Origin of the sequence: Klebsiella sp. K47 (assembly GCF_051858335.1) — a bacterium.
Taxonomy (GTDB): domain Bacteria; phylum Pseudomonadota; class Gammaproteobacteria; order Enterobacterales; family Enterobacteriaceae; genus Klebsiella; species Klebsiella pneumoniae.
Genome location: NZ_JBPYUI010000007.1, coordinates 17,985 through 30,868, shown reverse-complemented (window position 1 = coordinate 30,868; position 12,884 = coordinate 17,985). Strand labels below are relative to the sequence as shown.

14 protein-coding genes and 3 tRNA genes are annotated in these 12,884 nt (G+C 55.7%); 3 read left to right on the top strand and 14 right to left on the bottom strand.

All coding sequences use genetic code 11. The features are described 5' to 3' along the window. Positions 1-12 precede the first annotated feature (12 nt). On the top strand, positions 13-510 hold the full coding sequence (ftnA, locus tag RRF55_RS08555) for a non-heme ferritin (RefSeq protein WP_004141101.1): 498 nt from the start codon (positions 13-15) through the stop codon (positions 508-510). Between the two features lie 35 nt (positions 511-545). On the opposite strand, the gene RRF55_RS08550 is transcribed toward ftnA, so the two are convergent. After that, a complete protein-coding gene (locus tag RRF55_RS08550) occupies positions 546-785 on the bottom strand; it encodes a YecH family metal-binding protein (protein ID WP_004175410.1) in 240 nt (79 codons plus the stop codon). A gap of 191 nt (positions 786-976) precedes the next feature. Between RRF55_RS08550 and tyrP the strand changes: the two genes are divergently transcribed. Continuing rightward, entirely contained in the window at positions 977-2,188 is a 1,212-nt protein-coding gene (gene tyrP / locus RRF55_RS08545; protein WP_048332897.1) for a tyrosine transporter TyrP, read from the top strand. Between the two features lie 24 nt (positions 2,189-2,212). Here tyrP and RRF55_RS08540 read toward each other — a convergent pair whose 3' ends face one another. From RRF55_RS08540 to uvrY, 8 genes are all read right to left on the bottom strand, one after another. Beyond that, positions 2,213-2,881, bottom strand: a complete 669-nt coding sequence (locus tag RRF55_RS08540) for a YecA/YgfB family protein (protein ID WP_004141106.1) — start codon at positions 2,879-2,881, stop codon at positions 2,213-2,215. A 98-nt stretch (positions 2,882-2,979) separates the two neighbouring features. Next, positions 2,980-3,861, bottom strand: coding sequence for a dihydrodipicolinate synthase family protein (locus tag RRF55_RS08535; protein ID WP_004189231.1), 882 nt, complete (start codon positions 3,859-3,861; stop codon positions 2,980-2,982). Positions 3,862-4,088: 227 nt separating this feature from the next. Further along, positions 4,089-4,175, bottom strand: a tRNA-Leu gene (locus RRF55_RS08530). A gap of 13 nt (positions 4,176-4,188) precedes the next feature. Beyond that, positions 4,189-4,262, bottom strand: a tRNA-Cys gene (locus tag RRF55_RS08525). Positions 4,263-4,302: 40 nt separating this feature from the next. Continuing rightward, positions 4,303-4,378: transfer RNA gene (locus tag RRF55_RS08520), tRNA-Gly, on the bottom strand. Positions 4,379-4,528: 150 nt separating this feature from the next. Continuing rightward, positions 4,529-5,077 carry a CDP-diacylglycerol--glycerol-3-phosphate 3-phosphatidyltransferase gene (gene pgsA / locus RRF55_RS08515; protein ID WP_004141115.1) on the bottom strand — a complete coding sequence of 183 codons (549 nt, stop codon included), beginning with the start codon at positions 5,075-5,077 and terminating at the stop codon, positions 4,529-4,531. A gap of 57 nt (positions 5,078-5,134) precedes the next feature. After that, positions 5,135-6,967, bottom strand: a complete 1,833-nt coding sequence (gene uvrC, locus RRF55_RS08510) for an excinuclease ABC subunit UvrC (RefSeq protein ID WP_002911538.1) — start codon at positions 6,965-6,967, stop codon at positions 5,135-5,137. Next, positions 6,964-7,620 carry a UvrY/SirA/GacA family response regulator transcription factor gene (gene uvrY, locus RRF55_RS08505; protein WP_002911539.1) on the bottom strand — a complete coding sequence of 219 codons (657 nt, stop codon included), beginning with the start codon at positions 7,618-7,620 and terminating at the stop codon, positions 6,964-6,966. The genes uvrC and uvrY overlap by 4 nt, the downstream gene beginning before the upstream one ends. A gap of 461 nt (positions 7,621-8,081) precedes the next feature. Between uvrY and RRF55_RS08500 the strand changes: the two genes are divergently transcribed. Next, positions 8,082-8,306, top strand: a complete 225-nt coding sequence (locus RRF55_RS08500; RefSeq protein WP_002911541.1) for a DUF2594 family protein — start codon at positions 8,082-8,084, stop codon at positions 8,304-8,306. 67 nt (positions 8,307-8,373) lie between these two features. Here RRF55_RS08500 and sdiA read toward each other — a convergent pair whose 3' ends face one another. From sdiA to tcyJ, 5 genes are all read right to left on the bottom strand, one after another. Further along, complete coding sequence (sdiA, locus tag RRF55_RS08495; RefSeq protein ID WP_002911542.1) at positions 8,374-9,096, bottom strand: transcriptional regulator SdiA; 723 nt, start codon at positions 9,094-9,096, stop codon at positions 8,374-8,376. 317 nt (positions 9,097-9,413) lie between these two features. After that, entirely contained in the window at positions 9,414-10,166 is a 753-nt protein-coding gene (gene tcyN, locus RRF55_RS08490; RefSeq protein WP_004151455.1) for an L-cystine ABC transporter ATP-binding protein TcyN, read from the bottom strand. Then, positions 10,163-10,831 (bottom strand): cystine ABC transporter permease, encoded by a 669-nt coding sequence (gene tcyL / locus RRF55_RS08485; protein ID WP_002911547.1) that lies wholly within the window; start codon positions 10,829-10,831, stop codon positions 10,163-10,165. Before tcyL ends, tcyN begins: the two co-directional genes overlap by 4 nt. Before the next feature lie 15 nt (positions 10,832-10,846). Next, positions 10,847-11,833 (bottom strand): D-cysteine desulfhydrase, encoded by a 987-nt coding sequence (gene dcyD, locus RRF55_RS08480; RefSeq protein ID WP_021313403.1) that lies wholly within the window; start codon positions 11,831-11,833, stop codon positions 10,847-10,849. 95 nt (positions 11,834-11,928) lie between these two features. Beyond that, positions 11,929-12,729 (bottom strand): cystine ABC transporter substrate-binding protein, encoded by an 801-nt coding sequence (tcyJ, locus tag RRF55_RS08475; protein WP_004141135.1) that lies wholly within the window; start codon positions 12,727-12,729, stop codon positions 11,929-11,931. Positions 12,730-12,884 lie beyond the last annotated feature (155 nt).

Here is a 12,884-nt window from a genome sequence, read left to right as displayed (position 1 = left end):
AGGAGTGCAACGATGCTGAAAACGGACATGATTGACAAACTGAATGAACAGATGAATCTTGAACTCTATTCTTCTCTTCTTTATCAGCAGATGAGCGCCTGGTGCAGTTACCACAGTTTTGAAGGCGCCGCGGCCTTCCTGCGTCGCCATGCTCAGGAAGAGATGACCCATATGCAGCGCCTGTTCGACTATCTAACCGACACCGGCAGCCTGCCGCGGATCAACGCTATCGCCTCCCCGTTTGCCGAATATGCCTCACTCGACGAGCTGTTCCGCCAGACCTACGAGCATGAGCAGCTGATCACGCAAAAAATAAATGAACTGGCGCACGCGGCCATGACCAGCCAGGATTACCCGACCTTTAATTTCCTGCAGTGGTATGTTGCTGAACAGCATGAAGAAGAGAAATTATTTAAATCGGTGATCGATAAACTGACCCTCGCTGGAAAAAGCGGCGAAGGTCTGTACTTTATCGATAAAGAGCTGGCTACCCTCGACGCGCAGAATTAATCCCCCGCGCCGCGACAGTCCGTGTCGCGGCCCCCTTAATGTCGGCAGATCTTATTTTCTGCGGTAGTAAAACCTTCCTCTCTGGCAATAAATTTGCCTTTTTTCTCTAAAAACGCCACCAGCTGTGCGGCGCTTAGATTCTCTGCTGAACAGGTGTGAAACCGCGCCTCTTCGCCAAAGCGGCGGCGAATGGCGGCCTCCAGCGAGGCGACCGTCCAGGATTCACCCGAGGCGAGCATCATCTGTAAAACTTCATGACCATGAATGGAAGACATAACCCCTCCTGCAAAAACCGCCAGCTTAGGCCAGACCGTCAACCCGCGCCTTGCGCCAGCGCAGGCTTTCGCCCTCTTATTATGTAAACATTTCATTACACAACTTGTAATCCCGATTTGACGAAAGCCGTAATATCCCCTACTCTGCGCGGCATAATTTATTGTTATTTGCTGTAGGGATAGCGAAAAGCGTGAAAAACCGCACTCTGGGCAGTATTTTAATCGTAGCTGGCACCACCATCGGTGCAGGAATGTTGGCAATGCCATTGGCCGCCGCAGGCGTCGGCTTTACCGTCACGTTGGGTTTACTTTTCACCTTGTGGGCATTGATGTGCTATACCGCCCTTTTGCTGCTGGAAGTCTACCAGCATGTCCCTGCCGATATGGGGCTCGGTTCTCTGGCGGCGCGCTATCTGGGCCGTTATGGGCAGTGGGTTACCGGATTCTGCATGCTGTTTCTGCTGTACGCCCTCACGGCAGCCTATATCAGTGGCGCCGGTGAATTACTCGCTTCCAGCCTCAACCAGTGGCTGGACTGGCAGCTACCACCGGCCGCAGGCGTACTGATCTTCACCCTCCTCGGCGGGGCGGTAGTGTGCATTGGCACTGCGCTGGTGGATCTGTTCAATCGCTTCCTGTTTAGCGCCAAAATCGTCTTCCTGGTGATTATGCTGGCCCTGCTGATGCCGCACATTCATCAGGTGAACCTTCTGACGCTGCCGGTTGAGCAAGGCCTGGCCCTGTCGGCCATTCCGGTGATTTTCACCTCCTTTGGTTTTCACGGCAGCGTCCCGAGCATCGTCAGCTATCTGGGGGGGGATATTCGCAAATTGCGCCGGGTATTTATCATCGGCAGCTTTATTCCTCTGGTGGCCTATATTTTCTGGCAGCTGGCGACGCTGGGCAGTATCGACGCCCCGGCCTTTACCGCCATGCTGGCAAATAACGCTGGTCTGAAGGGCCTGCTGGAGGCGATCCGCGAAGTGGTGGCGTCACCGCATGTGGAGCTGGCCGTTCACCTGTTTGCCGACCTTGCGCTGGCGACGTCATTCCTCGGCGTCTCGCTCGGCCTGTTTGATTATCTGGCGGATATGTTTCAGCGTAAAAACAGCGTCGGCGGGCGTCTGCAGAGCGGGATAATCACCTTCCTGCCGCCGCTGGCGTTCGCCCTGTTCTATCCCCGCGGTTTCGTCATGGCCCTCGGCTACGCCGGGGTGGCATTAGCCGTGCTGGCGCTGATAATGCCGGCCCTGCTGGTCATGAAGAGTCGCCGAGAGCATCCGCAGGCTACCTGGCGGGTCGCCGGCGGCGCACCGACGCTATGGCTGGTTCTGCTGTGCGGGATCGGCATCGTGGCTATTCAGTTCAGCATCGCTGCCGGGTTGTTGCCCGCGGTGGGATAAAAAAGGGGCCTGCTGGCCCCTTGTTCATTTCGCTAAGCAACACTGCTTATACTTTTTACCGCTGCCGCATGGGCAGGGATCGTTGCGTCCGACTTTCGCTTCATTTCTTATTGGCTGCGGGGCCTCCACCGGCTGCGGATTCGCTATCCAGTACTGGTAAAGCGCCAGCGCCGCCGGCGTGATACGCTCGATGCTGGCGATAAATTCATCCGCCGTCAGATTATCCAGCGCGCTAAACTGTTCTTCGCTGCCGTGGAGCGCGATAGCGTCCAGCTCCGGCTGGAGTTCAGCGGGCAACGTCGACCAGTCGCTCAGCGCCACGCCGCGCAGATAGCCAAAGCACCACTCCTCAACTATGGTCAGCTCCTGACCTTCCGCTTCGCGGGTGCCGAACAGCGGTTCGAACTGATCGGGATAAGACTCCAGCCGTTCGGCGATATCGCTCATATGCTGCAGCGTCAGATTGACAAAGCGATCGCGCTCGCGATCGTTGGCCCAGCGCGGGACATTATCCGCCCCGCCCCAAATCGCCAGCAGCCACTGAGCGGGTTCGATGTCGGTCGGCGCAGAGAGGATCGCCGTCAGCAGGCCATCCAGTTCAGAGACATCCAGAATGGCGCCTTCGGCGGCGTATTTCGCCAGAGTGTCATCCAGCCATTCCAGTTCGTTTTCGTTCAAAGGTCCGGTATTCATTCACAGGCTCGCATGGTAAAAATCGGGCCTACAGTAGCCGAATTGCCGACAGAAAGCCACCCGGCGATACCTATTGCGCCGGTGTCAACGATACGCGATCAGGCCAGGCCGCGCAGCGCCGACGCCACCTCACGACAGGCCTCCTCCCCTAACGAAAGCAAAGGACGGGGAAGCGAGTCTGGATCGCAGAGTCCGAGCACCGCTGCGGCGCTGGCTATCACTCGCAGGCTACCACCATAGCGATCAAAGCATCGCCATAGGGGGGCCAGCTGCTCATTCAGTGCCGCAGTCTGCGCCACATCGCCGCTACGTATCGCTCTTACCAGCGCCAGTGAGCAGCGGGGAAAGAGTCCGCCGCAGACCGAATACCAGGCTTCGCAGCCGGCCTGCAACCCGGCAGTGGCCCACGCATCGCCGCTGACGCCAAGCGTAACGCGAGAGGGAAGATGCTGACGCAGGGCCGCTACACGTTCGCTCGCCTGTGGCGCGGGCAGGCCGGGAATTTTAATCGAGGCAATGGCCGGCAAGGCGGCGATGCGCCCCTGCAGCTCATCCGCCAGCATTACGTGGGTAGTGCGGGGATTGTCATACAGGCAAACCGGCACCGAGACATGCCGACAGACTTCTTCGTAAAAGGCAAAGATCTCCTCCGCGGAAAGCGGCTGATAGGACATCATCGGCAGTAATAACGCATCCGCCCCTGCCTCCTGAGCATCCTCCACCAGGCGTAGCACCTCGTTAGTCGCAATGGCGCCGACGCCGACCATCATCGGGATCGACCCCGCATGCGCCTTCGCCACCTGCACCACTCGTCTGCGCTGCTCACGGCTGAGATAAGCGTAGCTACCGGTTGAACCTAAGATGCCCAGAGAGTCGACTCCGGCATCGGTAAGACGGGCGAGAATACGAATAAACGCTTTTTCATCAAAATCTTGCTGATGCAAAGGTGTCAAAGGAAATGCGCAAAGTCCACTGAACATGCTGCCTCCGGCAGGCTGGGCTGAGAGTCCTTTTGATAGTAGCAAGGCGCGATCGTTTTGTCCTGGGACAAATGAGAAATTGACTGTAAGGCAAGAGTTAACCGAAAAACGCCGTGGCGTCAGGCTGGCGGGAAAGGTATCAGAAAGCGAAAGTACAGAAACAAAAAAACCACCCGTAGGTGGTTTCACGACACTGCTTATTGCTTTGATTATTCTGTATTTCCCAATGGTACCCGGAGCGGGACTTGAACCCGCACAGCGCGAACGCCGAGGGATTTTAAATCCCTTGTGTCTACCGATTCCACCATCCGGGCTCGGGATATAAAGTGGAGGCGCGTTCCGGAGTCGAACCGGACTAGACGGATTTGCAATCCGCTACATAACCGCTTTGCTAACGCGCCTTTAATACTGAAGCACCCGCAACTGCCGATGCTGTTAATCTGGAGCGGGAAACGAGACTCGAACTCGCGACCCCGACCTTGGCAAGGTCGTGCTCTACCAACTGAGCTATTCCCGCATCATCAAGTTATTTGCTAATCACTTGATTTTGTTATCGTCTGGAAGACTGTGCCGCCGTTCGATGCGTTGCATTCTACTTATCTCTCGCGGTGAGTCAACGGTATTTTTCGCAACTTTGTATCGTTTGCTGAAAATAACGGCGAAACGATCACTGATCAAGCAAATCGCCGCGCGCCGCGTTCAAATACTGCAGCATCGACCACAGCGTCAGCACCGCCGCCACGAGGAAAAGCGCGATCCCGGCCCACTCCACCCACGGATAAGGACGCCACAGCATCCATACCAGGGCGGTCATCTGGGCGGTCGTTTTCACTTTGCCAATCCATGAGACCGCCACGCTGCTGCGTTTCCCCAGCTCCGCCATCCACTCACGCAGCGCGGAGATAATGATCTCACGGGCAATCATGGTCGCCGCCGGTAGCGTGACCCACCAGGTGTGATAGTGTTCGGCAACCAGCACCATGGCGATAGCCACCATGACTTTATCGGCAACCGGGTCGAGGAAGGCGCCAAAACGGGTGCTCTGATTCCAGCGACGAGCGAGGAAACCATCAAACCAGTCGGTTACCGCGGCAACAAAGAAGATCAGCGCGCAGGCAAACGGCGCCCAGCTAAAGGGCAGATAAAACGCCAGCACAAAAAACGGGATCAGGATGACGCGAAACAGAGTAAGCAACGTAGGGATATTAAATTGCATAGTGACGGGTAACTATCTGTTGTAAGTAAAAATTAGCCCTATGTTGCTACAGAGCCCCTAATGTTTCAACGAGTAGAAGATCTTTTCTGCCAGAGCGTGAGAGATGCCCGGTACTTTAGCAATTTCTTCGACGCTGGCCTGCTGTAGCCCCTGCAGCCCACCCATATACTTCAGCAGCATCTGACGACGCTTCGGCCCCACCCCCTCGATAGTCTCAAGCGAGCTGGTGCTCTTCACTTTCGCCCGTTTTTTGCGATGCCCGGAGATCGCATGATCGTGCGATTCATCGCGAATATGCTGGATCACATGCAGGGCCGGCGAATCCGGCGGCAGGCTAAACCCTTCCCCTTCCGGCTCAAAGAATAACGTTTCCAGACCCGCTTTTCGATCGCTACCTTTCGCCACGCCCAGCAGCAGCGGATGATGTTTATCCCAGGGGACGTCCAGTTCAGCAAACACAGCTTTCGCCTGGGCCAGCTGTCCCTTGCCGCCGTCTATCAGGATCACATCCGGGATCTTGTTGTCATCAATCGCTTTACCATAGCGACGGCGCAGGACCTGATTCATCGCCGCATAGTCATCGCCAGGGGTAATGCCGGTGATGTTGTAGCGCCGATACTCCGCGCGCAGTGGGCCATTGCTGTCAAACACCACACAGGATGCTACGGTCTGTTCGCCCATGGTGTGGCTGATGTCAAAACACTCCATTCGCTTGACGGCCGGCAGCTCCAGTACGCTGGCCAGCGCCTGCAAACGCTGATGAATGGTCGATTGCTGAGACAATTTGGTCGTTAACGCTGTCGCGGCGTTGGTCCGCGCCAGCTTAAGATAACGCGCTCTGTCGCCGCGCGGCTTAGTCTGCACATTGATTCGACGACCCGCCAGCTCCGACAGCGAGTCGGCCAGCAGCGTCTTATCCCCAAGGTTAAAGTCGAGCAAAATCTCCCCCGGCAGCGTGCGCATTTGGCTGCCCTGCAGGTAGAACTGGCCGACAAAGGTCTCCACGACCTCTCCCAGCTCGGTGCCGCCCGGCACTTTCGGGAAGTAGCTTCGGCTGCCCAGCACTTTGCCCTGACGGATAAACAGCACATGCACGCAGGCCATGCCGGCATCGAAGGCGACGCCGATCACGTCGAGGTCGTCACCGGTGTTGGAGACAAACTGTTTCTCCGTCACGCGGCGGACGGCCTGAATCTGGTCGCGGATGCGCGCCGCCTCTTCGAACTCCAGGTTCTGGCTCGCCTTCTCCATCCGCGCGATGAGCTGGGTCAGCACCTGGTCATCCTTGCCGGCGAGAAACAGCCGCACATACTCTACCTGCTGAGCATACTCTTCTTCGCTGACCAGCCCGGCCACGCACGGCCCCAGGCAGCGACCAATCTGATACTGCAGACAGGGGCGGGAGCGATTGCGGTAGACGCTGTTTTCACACTGACGGATGGGAAAGATTTTCTGCAGCAGCGCCAGGGTCTCGCGCACGGCATAGCCGTTGGGAAAAGGACCAAAATATTCGCCCTTCGCATGTTTGGCGCCGCGATGCATCGCCAGACGCGGATGAGTATCGCCGCTGAGAAAAATAAAAGGATACGATTTATCGTCGCGTAACAGCACGTTGTAACGTGGCTGGTACAGCTTAATATAGTTGTGCTCAAGCAGCAGCGCTTCCGTCTCGGTGTGGGTGACGGTCACGTCGATTTGCGCGATCAGCGCTACCAGCGCTTCCGTTTTACGCGACGCAAGGTTGCTGCGGAAGTAGCTACTGAGCCGCTTTTTCAGATCTTTGGCTTTGCCAACATAGATGACGGTTCCGCCAGCATCATACATCCGATACACACCGGGCTGGCTGGTCACCGTTTTCAGGAAAGCTTTTGCGTCAAAAACATCACTCACTGGCTTGCTAACGACTCCGCATTACACAGGCCATGGCGAATTGCCAGGTGGGTCAGCTCGACATCGCCATGAATGTTTAATTTACTGAACATCCGATAGCGGTAGCTGTTAACCGTTTTAGGACTCAGATTTAGCTGCTCTGAGATCTCATTCACCTTCTGACCTTTGGTGATCATCAGCATAATCTGCAATTCGCGTTCAGACAAACTGGCAAACGGCGATTCTGTCTTTTCGGGTTCAATCTGACTTAACGCCATTTGCTGGGCAATATCGGAGGCAATATAGCGCTGCCCGGACGCGACGCAGCGGATGGCATTCACCACTTCCTGCGGCGCGGCGCCTTTACTGAGATAGCCTGCCGCGCCCGCCTGCATGACCTTGGCAGGTAAAGGATTCTCGGTATGCACGGTCAACATGATCACTTTGGTGCCCGCCACGGAGCGCGCGATTTTGCGCGTCGCTTCAAGACCACCGATCCCAGGCATGTTCATGTCCATCAGGACGACATCTGCGGAATTAGCCCGGCACCACTTGACGGCGTCCTCGCCGCAGCAGGCTTCGCCAGCGACTTTAATCCCTTTTATATCTTCCAGAATGCGTCGTATCCCTGCGCGCACCAGTTCGTGGTCATCAACAAGAAGAACGTTGATCAAAGGAATAATCTCCAGAATGAGGGATAACGCTACTGATACTTTATCTCCCACATATTACCGGGTTTTATTGCTATTTTAAAAGGCAAAAAAATGCCCTCGCCTCGATTTGGCTCTCATTTATGGCAATGTCTGTGCACACTAAGTGGAAAGTCATTGAGAACAGTCAGTTGCCCGGCTCTTATTTTTTAACAATACTCATACAGAAGGCACAAAAAATACAACAGATTACGTAGCGTATAAATACGAAGCAAAATATGTAACAATTATTAACGAGCTAAATAGATCGGGGAAATTATTGGCTTGCCGACGGCTATTACGTATTATCCGAAGCATAAAAACATTCACAGCTCAGATGAGAGAACAGAAATTAAGCACACCTTTTTTTTCTGTCGCTTGTGGTATACTGCGCGGCCTTCACATTGAGTAGAGCGCAATAGCGCAGCGAGTAAACGAGGATATCGATGAGCACACCAGATTTTTCCACTGCAGAAAATAAGCAGGAACTGGCGCAGGAAGTCTCCTGCCTGAAAGCGATGATTACGCTGATGCTGCAGGCGATGGGCCAGGCGGATGCGGGGCGCGTGATTATTAAAATGGAAAAGCAGATTTCACAGATGGAAGATGAGGCTCAGGCCGCCGTATTCTCCAGCACCGTTAAGCAGATTAAACAAGCCTATCGGCAGTAATCCTGTGCCGGCTGAAAGTATCACTGACAGCCGGTATCACGTCTGACACGCAGAACGGCAGGCGCATTCAGATTAGCCCAGTCGCCACGGCGTAGCAGGCAATTTGCGTTTTATTCGGCGCATTAAATTTCCGCTGCATATTCTTCTGATGGAAATTCACCGTATTTTCCGAAATCGAGAGAATCATCGCCACCTCCGCCGAAGTCTTTCCTTCCGCCGTCCATTTGAGGATTTCCAGTTCGCGGCGGCTGAACTTCATCTCCGGCGGCATCACCATCTCATCTTCCAGACGCAGCAGCGTCAGCAAGCTTAGTTCAGTCAGCGTTCGCAGACGCAGCTCAAGCTCATCTTCAGGGTAACCGCCCGGCAGACGATTGTTCGCGGAGACAGAGAGAAATCCCTGAGCATGGTTTGGCAACGTCAGGCACTGCGTCACCCCCTTTTGCAGACCATGGTCACGCGCCCCGTCCCACAGTGCCGGCGCATCACGAAACAGGCTGTCGTTCCATGGCAGATGGCCACGCATAAAATTCTCCGGCCGTAACACAGGATCTATCGCGAAATAATTTTCTGCCTGATAGTGCGACATCCATGCGCGGGGGTAAGTCGACTGGAACGTAACGCGGGGGCGGGTGAAAGGCACCGGGTGGCGCACACAAAGCGTGTAGTAATCATATTCCAGCGCTTCGGTTTCACGTTGCAGGAGATTATAAACCTCCTCGCCGGTGGCCATGGACTGAAATTGGTGCAGCATATCCCGCCGCCAGCTGAAAAAATCATTGTCCCTCATAGCTGTGCAAATAACTCCTGATTGATAATCATTATTATAAATACAGAAAACTAACACATAAATCTTATTTATATGTATAAAATATCGTAGCTGTCGCATTTATTAGTCTGAAGGCTTGCCATTTTCCCGCTCGCCGCACAGAAACATAGCGTTTTTCTCCCATCATGTTCTACACCCTGCCAAGGGCGATGGGAAGCGGTGTATACGGCCGTGGGAGTCAATAGCGCAAAGACGTGTCGCGGGGGCGTTACCCCGCCGCGAGAGTGGGCTAAACGCGGCGGCTCCCGCGAAGCTGAGCCGCCGCGCCAGCCCATGCTTTACTGCATCAGGAATTTTTCAAGGAACTGACGGGTACGCGGCTGCTGGGGCGAAGCGAACAACGCTTTTGCCTCGCCTTGTTCGACAATGCGTCCCTGATCCATAAATATCGCCCGATCGGCTACGTCGCGGGCGAAACTCATTTCATGGGTCACGATCACCATGGTGCGTTTTTCCTGCGCCAGCTGACGGATGGTGTTGAGCACCTCCCCCACCAGCTCAGGATCGAGAGCCGAGGTGGGTTCATCAAACAGGATCACGTCCGGACGCATAGCCAGCGCGCGGGCAATAGCCACTCGCTGCTGCTGCCCGCCGGAGAGACGGCGCGGATAGCTATTCTCTTTTCCGCTGAGCCCCACCTTCGCCAGCAGTTCGCGCGCCCGCGCCATGGACTCCTGCTTATCTTCACCTTTTACGATGACCGGCCCTTCAATAATGTTCTCCAGCACCGTACGGTGGGGAAACAGATTAAAGTTCTGGAAGACAAAGCCGACGTGCTGGCGCAGCTGGCGAATGAGCCCTTTCTGCGGCCCGAGGCTGCGACCGGCGTCGATCGTCACATCGCCGACGCGGATAGTGCCGCTCTCCGGTTGCTCCAGCAGGTTGATGCTACGCAGCAGGGTGGTTTTGCCCGAGCCGCTGGGGCCGATGATCGCCACCACTTCCCCTTTCTGTACCTCCAGGTCGATACCATGGAGCACCGTCTGGCCATGGAATTTTTTTACCAGGCTTTTCACTTCTATCGCACTCATTTCGGATCACGCTCCTGGCGGTTCAGCTGGTTTTCAAAATAATTCTGCAGCGAGGAGAGCACTGTCGCCATTACCCAGTAGATCAGGGAGGCCGCCAGATACATGGTGAAGACCTCCAGGGTTCGCGAGGTGATTAGCTGCGCCTGACGAAACAGCTCCGGCACCTGGATCGTTGCCGCCAGCGAGGTATCTTTTACCAGGCTGATAAAACTGTTCGACAGCGGCGGCAAAGCGACCCGCGCCGCCTGGGGTAAAATGGCCCGACGCATCGTCTGCCAGGGCGTCATACCGATACTGGCCGCCGCTTCCCATTGCCCTTTATCAATCGAGGCGATGGCCGCGCGCAGCGTTTCCGCCGCATAGGCCGCAGTATTCAACGACAGGCCGATCATCGCCGCCGGGATCGGGTCAAGCTCAATGCCGAACTGCGGCAAGCCGTAGTAGATCATAAACAGCTGGGCGATAAGCGGCGTGCCGCGGAAAATGGAGATATACATGCGCGCCAGCCATTTTACCGGCCAGACTGGCGACATGCGCATCAGCGCCAGGATAAAGCCCAGCACCAGGCCGAAAAACATCCCGCCAATGCTCAGCTGCAGCGTAAAGACGGCCCCTTTCAGCAGAAAAGGGGCGGAATCAATGACCAGTTGGATACTTTCTTGCATGCTGTCGTTTCTGTATTAGAGGTGAGGATGATAGGCAAACAGCGCCGGCGCTCCGCCGGTGTGGACGAACAGTATCGGCCCTTCATCCTTAAAGCGCTTCTGCGTGATGCCGTCGATAAGCCCGGCCATCGCTTTGCCGGTATAGACCGGGTCGAGCAAAATACCTTCCAGCTGCGCCAGCAGCTTCACTGCGGCCATCCCATCTTCGTTTGGCGTACCGTATCCTGGGGCAAAGTAGTCATCCCACAGTATAATTTCAGCCTTCGCCTGTAGCTCGAGACTGTTGGCCACGGCCCGCTGCAGCGCCTCCACTTTCGGCAACTGGTCAGCCACCGAGCGCGACACGGTCACCCCAATCAGTTCCGCCTGCGGCATCAGCTGTTCAAGGCCGACCGCCAATCCGGCATGGGTGCCGGCGCTGCCGGAGGCAACCACGACTGACGAGATCGCCACCGCGTCTTCGCACTGCTGGCTGATTTCCAGTGCGCTTTCCACATAGCCTAACGCGCCGAGGGCATTGGAGCCGCCGACCGGAATAACATACGGACGATACCCCTGCGCCTCAATGCGGGTCGCCAGCTCATCGAGCTGGGCGGCGGGATCGGTCAGGGCATCACACATCTCAACCTGGGTGTTAAAGAGATCCAGCAGCAGACGGTTGCCATTGCTCAGATAGTTCTCCGCCCGGGTGCCGATGGGATTTTCCAGTAGCGCCACGCAATGCAGTCCCAGTTTCGCAGCGACTGCCGCCGTCTGACGCACATGGTTAGACTGGATCGCGCCGGCGGTGATTAAGGTATCCGCGCCCTCGCGCAGCGCATCGGCGGCGAGAAACTCCAGCTTACGCAGTTTGTTGCCCCCCATCGCCAGCGGCGTCGTATCATCACGTTTAATAAAAATTTCGCGCCCAAGGTGATCGGACAGACGCGGGAGATACTCCAGCGGCGTCGGCGCGCCGATCAATTCCAGGCGCGGAAAGCGGGTTAAGTTTTGCAGTGACATGGCCCCTCCTGACTCAGTTATGCTTCATTATGCACACAGTTACGCGCTAAATAAAAAAAGGCGCTTCCAGGAGCGCCTTTTTTCACCGCTGTCCGTTATTTCGTCACGTCAGCGCCAAACCATTTCTCGGACAGCGCCTTCAGGCTGCCATCTTTCTGCATGTCTGCAATCGCGCCATCTACCGCTTTCAGCAGGTCGTCGTTGCCTTTACGCAGCGCAACGCCAGCTTCCTGACGAGAGAAGGCTTCGCCGGTTACCGCCAGCGTATTGTTGGTTTTCTTCACCAGATCCAACGCCGCCAGACGGTCTACCAGAATGGCGTCAATACGGCCTACACGCAGATCCTGGTATTTGGTGGGATCGTCATCATAGGTACGGACGTCCACGCCCTGGACATTCTGACGCAGCCACTCTTCATAGTTAGTGCCCAGTCCGACGCCCACTTTCTTGCCTTTCAGATCCGCCGCGGTTTTAATCACGCCTTCGTTACCCTTCTTCACCAGCGCCTGCACGCCGGAGACGGTATATGGGGTGGAGAAATCGTATTTCTTCTTACGTTCGTCAGAGATAGTGACCTGGTTAATCACCACGTCGATACGCTTGGAGTCCAGCGAGGCCAGCATACCGTCCCACTTGGTCGGTTTGAGATCGGCCTTCACGCCAAGATGTTTCGCCAGTTCGTTAGCGAATTCCACTTCAAACCCGGTCAGCTTGCCGTCATCCCCCTGGAAACTAAAGGGAGGGTAGGTGCCTTCGAGGCCCACGCGTAGGGTGCCGCGCTCTTTAATCTGATTGAGCAGGTTTTCCGCCGCAAAAGTTTTCACGCTGACGCCAGCCATCAAAACAACGGCCATCGCGCCCATCATCGCCTGACGACCCAGAAGTGCTAATTTCATAGATACCCCGAAGGTTAGGATTTTCCTGTAGTGTAAGGCGCTTAACGCCCTGACACCAACATCGTTACGCTACATCTTATGCAAATTTATTATATATGATCCGCTTTAGGGTATAGCGAAAATCAGGGCTTTCCTCACCCTTTTTGCTGGATATC